Annotated in this window: 8 protein-coding genes and 1 pseudogene; 7 read left to right on the plus strand and 2 right to left on the minus strand. The window is 67.2% G+C overall.

Annotation, left to right across the window (positions count from 1 at the left end; genetic code table 11):
* From G3N58_RS32530 to G3N58_RS32555, 6 genes and pseudogenes are all read left to right on the plus strand, one after another.
* A pseudogene (locus G3N58_RS32530) lies at positions 1-521 on the plus strand (prolyl aminopeptidase); the annotation flags it as partial.
* The gene (gene pqqB, locus G3N58_RS32535; protein ID WP_206001244.1) at positions 518-1,456 is read left to right on the plus strand and encodes a pyrroloquinoline quinone biosynthesis protein PqqB; all 939 of its coding nucleotides are present in this window, start codon (positions 518-520) and stop codon (positions 1,454-1,456) included. The pseudogene G3N58_RS32530 and the gene pqqB, both read left to right, overlap by 4 nt.
* Positions 1,457-1,572: 116 nt before the next feature.
* Positions 1,573-2,334, plus strand: coding sequence for a pyrroloquinoline-quinone synthase PqqC (pqqC, locus tag G3N58_RS32540; protein WP_206001245.1), 762 nt, complete (start codon positions 1,573-1,575; stop codon positions 2,332-2,334).
* On the plus strand, positions 2,331-2,645 hold the full coding sequence (pqqD, locus tag G3N58_RS32545) for a pyrroloquinoline quinone biosynthesis peptide chaperone PqqD (RefSeq protein ID WP_167285788.1): 315 nt from the start codon (positions 2,331-2,333) through the stop codon (positions 2,643-2,645). The genes pqqC and pqqD overlap by 4 nt, the downstream gene beginning before the upstream one ends.
* 4 nt (positions 2,646-2,649) lie before the next feature.
* Positions 2,650-3,894 (plus strand): pyrroloquinoline quinone biosynthesis protein PqqE, encoded by a 1,245-nt coding sequence (gene pqqE / locus G3N58_RS32550; RefSeq protein WP_206001246.1) that lies wholly within the window; start codon positions 2,650-2,652, stop codon positions 3,892-3,894.
* The gene (locus G3N58_RS32555; RefSeq protein WP_167039395.1) at positions 3,891-4,553 is read left to right on the plus strand and encodes a response regulator transcription factor; all 663 of its coding nucleotides are present in this window, start codon (positions 3,891-3,893) and stop codon (positions 4,551-4,553) included. The genes pqqE and G3N58_RS32555 overlap by 4 nt, the downstream gene beginning before the upstream one ends.
* Here the strand turns inward: G3N58_RS32555 and G3N58_RS32560 are convergent.
* Positions 4,523-5,569 carry a histidine kinase gene (locus G3N58_RS32560; RefSeq protein WP_206001247.1) on the minus strand — a complete coding sequence of 349 codons (1,047 nt, stop codon included), beginning with the start codon at positions 5,567-5,569 and terminating at the stop codon, positions 4,523-4,525. The genes G3N58_RS32555 and G3N58_RS32560 overlap by 31 nt on opposite strands.
* Before the next feature lie 180 nt (positions 5,570-5,749).
* Here G3N58_RS32560 and G3N58_RS32565 point away from each other — a divergent pair, with 180 nt between their 5' ends.
* Complete coding sequence (locus G3N58_RS32565; RefSeq protein WP_206001248.1) at positions 5,750-8,152, plus strand: TonB-dependent receptor; 2,403 nt, start codon at positions 5,750-5,752, stop codon at positions 8,150-8,152.
* Between the two features lie 195 nt (positions 8,153-8,347).
* Here the strand turns inward: G3N58_RS32565 and G3N58_RS32570 are convergent, their stop codons facing one another.
* On the minus strand, positions 8,348-9,442 hold the full coding sequence (locus G3N58_RS32570) for a beta-propeller fold lactonase family protein (RefSeq protein ID WP_206001249.1): 1,095 nt from the start codon (positions 9,440-9,442) through the stop codon (positions 8,348-8,350).
* Positions 9,443-9,829 lie beyond the last annotated feature (387 nt).

Below are 9,829 nucleotides of genomic sequence, written 5' to 3' on the forward strand. Positions count from 1 at the left end.
TTGTCGCCCGTTGCGCCGCCACGCTGCGATACGGCGCGAACCCAACGCGGCAGCGCGCGCTCGCGCAAGCCTGGCGCGGCTATGAAAACGAGGTGCTGGCGAGCGCGGCGCCGCGACATTCGGCGCGACGTGCGGCACAACGCGCGGCACAACGTGATACACCGCGCAACGCACGCGGCGCGCGGCGCGCTACCCGCAAGCTGATCGGCAAATACCGGATTCAGGCGCACTACCTCGCGCATCGCTGCTGGCTCGGCGAAACGCGTCTGCTGTCGCTCGCGCGCCGCGCGGCGGCGGCCGGCGTGCCGCTCGCCGCCATGCATGGCGCGCGCGATCCGGTGTGTCCGCGCGGCAATCTGCGGCGTCTCGGGCGCGCGGTTCCCGAGGCGCGGCTCGAATACGTGAGCGCGGCCGGTCATCTCGCGAGCGATCCCGCGCTGCATGCGCGCGTCGCGCAGGCGCTCGCCGCGATGTTCATTCCAACCGTCGAAGAGGGACGCGGCATGCGTCGTGCGGCATGAAGATCAAGGTACTCGGCTCGTCGGCGGGCGGCGGCTTTCCGCAATGGAACTGCAATTGCCGCAATTGCGACGGCGTGCGACGCGGCACGCTGAAGGCCACGCGCCGCACGCAGTCGTCGATCGCGGTCAGCGCGAACGGCGAGGACTGGCTGCTCGTCAACGCCTCGCCTGATCTGCTCACGCAGATCGCCGCCCATCCGGAGTTGCAGCCGGCTCGCCGCGCGCGCGACAGCGGCATCGCCGCCGTGCTCGTGATCGACGCGCAGATCGATCACGTGACCGGCCTGCTGATGCTGCGCGAGCGCGACACGCCGCTGCCGCTCTACGCGACCGACGCGGTATGGCAGGACCTCGGCTCCGGCTTTCCGGTCGCGCCGATTCTGTCGCACTACTGCGGCGTCGAGCATCGCCGCATCGCGCTCGACGGCGCGCCGCTCACGGTCGAGGCCCTGCGCGGCATCCGCATCGACGCGCTGCCGCTCTCGAGCAAGGCACCGCCCTATTCGCCGCACCGTCACGCGCCCGAGCGCGGCGACAACATCGGGCTCGTGCTGACGAACCTGCAATCGGGCCAGCGCGTGTTCTACGCGCCGGGCCTCGGCGCGATCGAGGAACACGTGCTCGCGGCGATGCGCGAGGCCGATCTGCTGCTCGTCGACGGCACGCTATGGACCGGTGACGAAATGATCCGCCTCGGCCTGTCGAAGAAAACCGCCGCCGACATGGGGCATCTGCCGCAGACCGGCGCGGGCGGCATGATCGAAACGCTGGACTCGCTCGACGCGCATCGCCCCAGCCAGCGCGGCGCGCGGCGCAAGGTGCTGATCCATATCAACAACACGAATCCGATTCTCGTCGAGGACGGTCCCGAGCGCCGTGTGCTCGGCGAGCATGGCATCGAAGTGGCTTATGACGGCATGAGTTTCGAACTGTGAAGCCTGCGACTGCGCGCGAGTGCAGGCGGGTGCGCAGCCGCAGCGGCAATGACGAATGCAAGGCAATGCGGTAACGAGGCGCGGCAGTGAACGACCATAAAACAAACGGAGACGGCATGAACGCGAAGGACATCCACGACACGACAACAGCCCCACGCGATGCGATTGCAACGGCAACCTTGGGCGCCGACAAGCCCGCCTGGAGCCACGAGGCATTCGAGGCGCAGTTGCGCGCGAAAGGCACCGCGTATCACATTCATCATCCGTTCAACGTGAAGATGAATAGCGGCGGCTGTTCGCGCGAGCAGATTCGCGGCTGGGTCGCGAACCGTTTCTACTATCAGATCAATATTCCGCTCAAGGATGCGGCCGTGCTGTCGAACTGCCCCGATCGCGACACGCGCCGTCGCTGGGTGCTGCGGATTCTCGACCATGACGGCTACGACGGCGCCGAAGGCGGCATCGAAACCTGGGCGCGTCTCGCGGATGCGGTCGGCCTCACGCGCGACGAACTGTGGTCGCTCGAACACGTGACGCCAGGCGTGCGCTTCGCCGTCGATGCCTATGTCAATTTCGCGCGCCGCGCGCCGTGGCAGGAATCGGTCTGCTCGTCGCTGACCGAGATGTTCGCGCCGCAGGTGCATCGCGACCGGCTCGCAAGCTGGCCCGAGCATTACCCGTGGATCGACGCCGAGGGCCTCGCCTATTTCCGCTCGCGCATTTCGCTCGCGCAGCGCGACGTGCAGCACGGGCTCGAAGTCACGCTCGCGTATTTCACGCGACGCGAGCAGCAGGAGCGCGCGCTCGAAATCCTGCAATTCAAGCTCGACATTCTGTGGACCATGCTCGACTCGATCGAGAAGGCGTTTCCGCAATGAACGACTCGACACGCGCAGAGAGCGCCACCGAAGCATCGACACAAAGCGGCAGCGAAGCCGCCCTGCCGCTGACGATTGCAAAGCCGTTCCGTCTGCAATGGGAAGCCGCGCAGAACGCGCACGTGCTGCTCTATCCCGAGGGCATGGTGAAGCTCAATCAGAGCGCCGGCGAAATTCTCAAACGCTGCGACGGCACGCGCGACCTCGACACGCTGATCGCCGAACTGGAACAGGCGTTCAACGCGACCGGAATCGGCACCGAGGTACGGGCTTTCATCGCCGACGCGCACCGGCGCGGCTGGCTGGAGTAGCGCGATGACCGATCTTTCGCAACCCTCGGTGCAGCCCGCTGCACAACCCGCCGCCGGGCCCGGCGCGCAACCCGGCCACAGCGCCGCCAGCGTGCCGCCGCCGCTCTGGCTGCTCGCCGAGCTGACCTATCGCTGCCCGCTGCATTGCGCGTTCTGCTACAACCCGCTCGACTACACCGACCACCATCGCGAACTCAGCACCGCGCAATGGCTCGACGTGCTGCGCGACGCGCGCGCGCTCGGCGCGGTGCAGCTCGGCTTTTCGGGCGGCGAGCCGCTGGTGCGCGACGACCTCGAAGTGCTCGTCGAGGAAGCAAACCGGCTCGGCTTCTACACGAACCTCATCACCTCCGGCGTCGGTCTCACCGAGCAGCGTCTCGGCGCACTGAAGGCCGCCGGGCTCGATCACATCCAGTTGTCGTTCCAGGATTCGACGCAGGAACTCAACGACTTCCTGAGCAGCACACGCACGTTCGAACTAAAACAGCGCGTCGCCGCCGCGCTGAAGCGGCACGGCTTTCCGATGGTGATGAACTGCGTGCTGCATCGCTATAACCTGCCGCATGTCGACAAAATCATCGAGATGGCGCTCGCGCTCGGCGCCGAATATCTCGAACTCGCGAACACGCAGTACTACGGCTGGGCGCGCGAGAACCAGGCGCAACTGATGCCGGCGCGCGAGCAGCTCGAAGAAGCCGAGGCGGTGGTTGCGCGCTATCGCCGCAAGCATGGCGAGCGCTGCAAGATTTTCTTCGTCGTGCCCGACTACTTCGAGACCCGCCCGAAGCGCTGCATGAACGGCTGGGGCGCGGTGTTTCTCGGCGTCGCGCCCGACGGCGCCGCGCTGCCGTGCCACGCGGCACGCGGCCTGCCCGGCCTCGCGCTGCCGAACGTGAAGGACACGCCGCTGCGCGAGATCTGGTACGACAGCGACGCATTCAACCGCTTTCGCGGCCTGAGCTGGCTCAAGGAACCGTGCCGCAGTTGCGAGGAAAAGGAGCACGACCTCGGCGGCTGCCGCTGCCAGGCCTATCTGCTCACGGGCGACGCGGCCAATGCCGACCCCGTGTGCGACAAGTCGCCGTTTCACGAGCAGGTGGTCAAGGTCGTGCAACGCGCGGCGTCGGCAGCCGGGGCGGAGGCAATCGCCGCGCGCGAGCAGCCGATCCTGTTTCGCCACGACGCCAACTCGCGCAGGCTCGCGGCCGCAGCCCGCGAGCCCGGCGGCGACCACGGAGCACAACCATGACGACCGACCTGATCTCCGTTCTGCTCGTCGACGACCATGCGGTCGTGCGCGAAGGCTACCGGCGGCTGCTCGAACTGAATTCCGACGTCGAGGTCTGCGGCGAGGCCGCCGATGCTGCGCTCGCTTATCAGCGCTTCTGCGCGCTGCGGCCCGACGTGGTCGTGATGGACGTGTCGCTGCCCGGCGCGAGCGGCATCGAGGCGATGCGGCGCATGCTCGCGCGCGAGCCCGACGCGCGCGTGCTGATCTTCAGCGTGCATGAGGACTCGATCTTCGTGCGCCGCGCGCTCGATGCCGGCGCGCTCGGCTACGTGACCAAGGCCAGCGCGCCCGACGTGCTCGTCGAGGCGGTGCGCTCGGTCGCGCGGCGCGCGGGTTATCTGAGCCCGGACATCTCGCAGGCGCTCGCGATGCGCAACGCGTTCAACGAGGGGCCGCCGGGGCGGCAGTTGTCGGCGCGCGAGTTCGAGGTGCTGCGTCTGCTCGTGCAGGGCTATACGCTGCCGAGCATCGCCGAGAAGCTGGGCCTAAGCCAGAAGACGGTGGCGAACCATCAATCGGTGATCCGCCAGAAGTTCGGCGCCGACAACGGCGTGCAGCTCGCCCAGATGGCGAGCCGCCTCGGGCTTCAGTTCACGGGCTCGGCCAGCCCCGCGTGAGCGGGCACGCGCGCGCAGAACAGAAAACCGCCCTGCGGCTCGCTCGCCACGTGGAATTCACCGCCGAGCGCCTCGACGCGCTCGCGCATGCCGATCAGCCCGAGCCCCACGCGCGGCTTCGTCAGATCGACGCCGGGGCCGTCGTCGGCCATCGTCACGACGATCTCGTCGATCCGGCCTGAAGTGCTACCCGCGCTACCCGCACCGCCTTCGCCACGTTCGTCGCCTTCGACACCTTCGCGCGGCGCGCGCACCATGAACAGCTCCACCCGCGAGCGGCGCGCGAACTTCGACACGTTGGTCAAGCCTTCCTGCACGAGCCGATACAGCGTGATGGTCAGCGCATCGCTCAAGCCGCTGAAGTCCCCTTCGATGGTCACGGAAAACGACGCCTCGGGCAGCCGCTCGCGCCAGCCGTCGACGCAATGTTCGAGCGCACTCGGCAGGCCGAATTCGTCGAGACCGATCGGCCGCAGGCGGCGGATCATGCCGCCGATCTCGCGGTACACGTGGCTCGCGCTTTGAATCAAGCCGAGCGACACGCGATGAATCTCCGGCTCGCGCTCCTTCGCGAGATCGCGGATGCGCGCGGCGTCGAGCGAGATCGCATTGAGGTACTGGCCCAGTTCGTCGTGCAGTTCGCGTGCCATATGGCGGCGCTCGCGTTCCTGCACCTGCAGCGCCTGATTCGCGAGTCGCCGGTTGTCGGCGAGCAGCCGTTCGGCCTGCTCTTCGAGCCTGCGCCGATAGCTCAACTCGCGACGCGCCTCGCGATAGCGGCGCCATGCGAACCACACGAGCCCGATCGACAGCACGAACAGCGTGCCCGGCAATTCGTCGAGCTGGAAGCGCTCCATGCCGCGCGTGAAGCGGTAGGCCTTCTCGCTGAGATCGAAGGTTGCGCCGAGCACGGCCGCCAGCACGGTCACGGCGACGACCCATGCGAGATCGCGGCGGATCGTCGAATGCGGCGGCGGGCGGCCAGCGGAAGATGAAGGGATCGGGTCGCTTGACATGACACTTGCATTCTACCCAGCGCGATCGCGCGCGACCGATTTTTGCGCAGGTTTTGGGAAGCCTTCCCCGCCAGATCGGGAAAAGCTCCCGCGCGCCTTACAGGCGCGTATGCCAGGCTTGACACAGACTTCAAAGAACGCGCCGCGCGCGCACCGATAAAGCCGACAGGAGACATAACGATGAGCCTGCGATCCCTGGCACGCCGCAAACGCCGCTTCGAACGGCGGGCCGGCATCACCCTCTGTTTCGGCGGCGCGCTCGCCGCCTTGTCCGCGAATGCGTGGGCGCAGGCCGAGGCGCCGGTCGCGGCATCGGCTGCCGCCGGGTCTGCTACATCCGCTGCGTCCGCCGCAACCGTGGCAACGCCCGCCGCCGGCGACAACGCCACCGCCAACACCGCTGTGGCAACGCCCACCACGACCCTCGCGCCGATCGTCGTGGTCGGCACCACGCCGCTGCTCGGCATCGGCACGCCGCTCACGCAGGTGCCCGCCAACGTGCAGACGGTCCACGCCGCCGACCTCGAACGGCAGCGGCGTCAGACGCTCACCGATTACCTCGCGGCGAACCTGCCGAGCGTCAGCATCGCCGATGCGCAGGGCAACCCGTATCAGATGAACCTGACCTATCGCGGCTTCACCGCCTCGCCGCTGCTCGGCACGCCGCAGGGGCTGTCGGTGTTCGTCGACGGCGTGCGCGTGAACGAGCCGTTCGGCGACGTCGTGAACTGGGACCTGCTGCCGCAGCAGGCGATCAGCACGATGCAGCTGATTCCGGGCTCGAATCCGACCTACGGCTTCAACACGCTCGGCGGCGCACTCTCGATCACGACCAAGAACGGCAAGGACAACCCGGTCGGCGAGGCCGAGATATCGGGCGGCTCGTGGGGCCGCAAGGCCGCGCAGATCGAACAGGGCGGCACGATCGGCCAGAACCTCGACTACTACTTCACCGCCAACGCCGCCAACGACAACGGCTGGGCCGAGCAGAACGAGAGCCGCGTCCGCCAGGCGTTCGGCAAGCTGCGCTATACCGACGCGAATACGACGCTGTCGCTATCGGGCGGTGCCGCCGACAACGACCTGCACGGCACGCAGACCATTCCGCGCTCGTTCCTCGGCAATCCGAAGCAGCCCTACACGTATCCCGACCAGAACCAGAACACGGTCGGCTACCTGACGCTGTCGGGCGACCACTACTTCAACGATCACGTCGAACTGAGCGGCAATGCCTATTACCGGCACTTCCGCAACACGAATACGAGCAGCAACGTCAACAACGACTACGGCTCGGTGGAAGACGATGGCGACGTCAATACGCTGCAGGCCACCAACGAGAGGTCGGTCGTCGCGACCGACAGCTACGGCGCGAGCCTGCAACTGACGCTGCTCGGCAAGCTCGGCGGCATGGAGAACCAGTTGATCGCGGGCATGGCGGTGGACGCCGCCAATTCGCGCTTCACGCAGGCCTCGCAGGACGCGGCCTTCACCGACTCGCGCGCGACGATCGGCATCGGCGATTTCGAGCAGGAGACCTACGCGAAGACGCACAACACGAGCTACGGCATCTATCTGTCGGATACGCTGTCGCTGACACCGCACTGGTCGCTCACGCTCGCGGGCCGCTACAACTGGGCCGAGGCCACGATCGGCGACGAAAGCGGCGAGCAGCCGAACCTGAACGGCCACCATACGTTCTCGCGCTTCAACCCGGCGGTCGGCATCAACTGGAATCCGACGCGGGCGCTGACGGCCTACGCGAGCTACAACGAGGGCATGCGCTCGCCGACCGCGATCGAACTCGCCTGCGCCGATCCGAACGCGCCGTGTTCGCTGCCGAACGACTTCATCTCCGACCCGTCGCTCGAACCGGTCATTTCGAAGACCTTCGAAATCGGCGCGCGCGGCAAGCTCGGCGCGAGCACGACGTGGAGCGCCGCCGCCTACACCACGACGCTCGACAACGACATCCAGTTCATCAGCAGCAACGGCGCGGGCAGCTCGCTCGGCTTTTTCCAGAACGTCGGCCGCACGCGCCGGCAAGGCGTCGAACTGGCCGGCCAGACGCAGCTCGGTCCGGTCACGGTGACCGGCAGCTATAGCTACGTCGACGCGACCTACCGGTCGAGCTGGACCGAAAGCAGCCCGAGCAATTCGAGCGCGGACGACGACGGCAACATCACCGTCAAGCCGGGCAATCACATTCCGGGGATTCCCGCGACGACGGTCAAGCTGCGGCTCGACTACGCGGCCACGCCGAAATGGCGCATCGGCACGAACCTCACCTGGCGCGGCAGCGTCTACGCGCAGGGCGACGAAAACAACCAGGACGCGAACGGCAGGATTTCCGGCTACCTGCTGATCGACATGGACACCGCGTATCAGGTGACGAAGCAGGTACAGGTGTTCGCCTCGGTGACGAACCTGCTCGACAAGCGCTATGCGAGCTTCGGCGCGCTCGGCCAGAACTTCTTCACCGGCCCCAACAATACGTTCAACGGCGCGAACCCGGTCAACGAGCAGTTCGTCGGGCCGGGCGCGCCGCGCGGCTTCTGGGTCGGGATGCGCTATGCGTGGAAGTGAAGGTGTGGGGTATTGAGGCGTGGCCGCCGCGTGGCTGCTCGTCGTAGTTGTAGCGAGCGGCCGCGCGGGTTGGATCATGCGTCGCGGCGAATGGAAGCAGTCGGCTGGCGGCTAAGCGCATCCAAATGCATCGAAGCACATCGAAACGCGGCGGCGCCCGCCTGCAAACGAGCGCCGCCGCGCAAGACCGGCCGGTCAGTGCGATTCGATCGAGCCGTCGCTATGCGGATACGTGACGATGCCCCATGCGAGCGGCAGATCACCGATCTGCTTGAGCGGCTGATAGCTCTTCGCATCGAGCACGTAGACCGCGTCGGAGCGCCCGCACGCGACCATCAGCTTCGAGCCGTCCGGCGTGAAACTGAAGTGCCAGCAGCGCTGGCCGACCGGCACGTCGGCAATATGCTCGTAGGTGTGGCCGTCGAACACCTGCACGGCCTTGTCGCGCGCCGCCGCGACGAACAGCCGGTTGCCGTCGGGGCCGAACGCCACGCCATAGGGGCCGAGCTTGGTGTCGACGGTCTTGACCACGTCGAACGTGTGCGCGTCGAGCACGACGAACTTGCTCAGCGACTCCAGCGTGACCACGTAGTACTTGCCGTCGGGCGACAGCCGGATGCCGCGCGGCCGGCCGCCCGCCGCGAGCTTCACGGTCCTGACCGGCGCGCCGGTGCGCGCGTGATAGACCGATACCGTGTCGTCGCCTTCGTTCGTGACGAGCATCGTCTGACCGTCGCGCGAGAACTCGATGCCTTCGGTTTCGTGGCCGCTCGTCACCGAGCGGATCACTCGCCAGTCTTTCATGTCGACGATCGCGATCTCGGCGGGCGGCTTGTTGGCGTCGTCGTCATCGTTCGCGCCGGGCTTGTCGCCTGGTTTGCCGTCCGCCTGCGCTCCCGGCGGCCCGCCGCTCTCGCCCGGTTCGTAGGTCACGTACGCATAGCCGTTGTGCACCCGCACATACTCGGGGTTCTTGCCGATCTTCACGCGCTTGACGACCTTGCCCGTGGCGGTGTCGATCACCGCGAGGTCGCCGGTGTTCTTGTTGGCGACCAGCAGGCGCGTGCCGTCCCGGTTCAGGCTCAGGCCGCGCGGGCCGTCCGCGCCGACCGGAAAGGTCTGCGCGAGCGTCATCTGATCGAGGTCGATCACGCCGACGCCGGCCTTCTCGCTCGTCACGTAGGCAAGCGGCGCGGCCGCGGCATACGCGGCGCCCGTACCGAGCGCGAACGCGACGGCCAGCGCGATGGAACGGCAGGGTTTTCTGGTGAGGATAGGTGTCTCCGGCATTGTGGTACTCCGTGGTGAAATCGCTGTGCCGCGATGGCGCGCGTCATCGATTCAAAGTACCGCACCGGGCGATTGTTTGACAACGCAATCGGGCGGGAGAATTTCCCGAATTGCTCGGCGCCGGCGCGCAGCCGGTTCTAAAACGCGGGGCGCGAGAGGACAATGAACGCGGAGGTGGCAGCGATGTTGCAAGCCGTCATGGCAAACCCCGCGAACCGCGGCAACGCGATGAATTCAGTGACGAATTCCGCGCCGGACTACCGGCGTGCCGCGCTCGTGCTCGGCGCCGTGATCGTCGCGCATCTGATGCTGCTCGCGTTGACGCTCGCGGCGCGCAACAGCATGGTCGAGCGCCGGGTCGAGCCGCGCACGATCACCGCCGTGTTG

It is taken from the genome of Paraburkholderia sp. Ac-20342 (assembly GCF_017104985.1).
GTDB lineage: Bacteria > Pseudomonadota > Gammaproteobacteria > Burkholderiales > Burkholderiaceae > Paraburkholderia.

Coding starts and splice junctions, on each gene's coding strand:
- pqqC (WP_206001245.1), top strand. CDS start 1,573: ATGAACGCGAAGGACATCCACGACACGACAACAGCCCCACGCGATGCG.
- pqqD (WP_167285788.1), top strand. CDS start 2,331: ATGAACGACTCGACACGCGCAGAGAGCGCCACCGAAGCATCGACACAA.
- pqqB (WP_206001244.1), top strand. CDS start 518: ATGAAGATCAAGGTACTCGGCTCGTCGGCGGGCGGCGGCTTTCCGCAA.
- G3N58_RS32555 (WP_167039395.1), top strand. CDS start 3,891: ATGACGACCGACCTGATCTCCGTTCTGCTCGTCGACGACCATGCGGTC.
- G3N58_RS32570 (WP_206001249.1), bottom strand. CDS start 9,442: ATGCCGGAGACACCTATCCTCACCAGAAAACCCTGCCGTTCCATCGCG.
- G3N58_RS32565 (WP_206001248.1), top strand. CDS start 5,750: ATGAGCCTGCGATCCCTGGCACGCCGCAAACGCCGCTTCGAACGGCGG.
- pqqE (WP_206001246.1), top strand. CDS start 2,650: ATGACCGATCTTTCGCAACCCTCGGTGCAGCCCGCTGCACAACCCGCC.
- G3N58_RS32560 (WP_206001247.1), bottom strand. CDS start 5,569: ATGTCAAGCGACCCGATCCCTTCATCTTCCGCTGGCCGCCCGCCGCCG.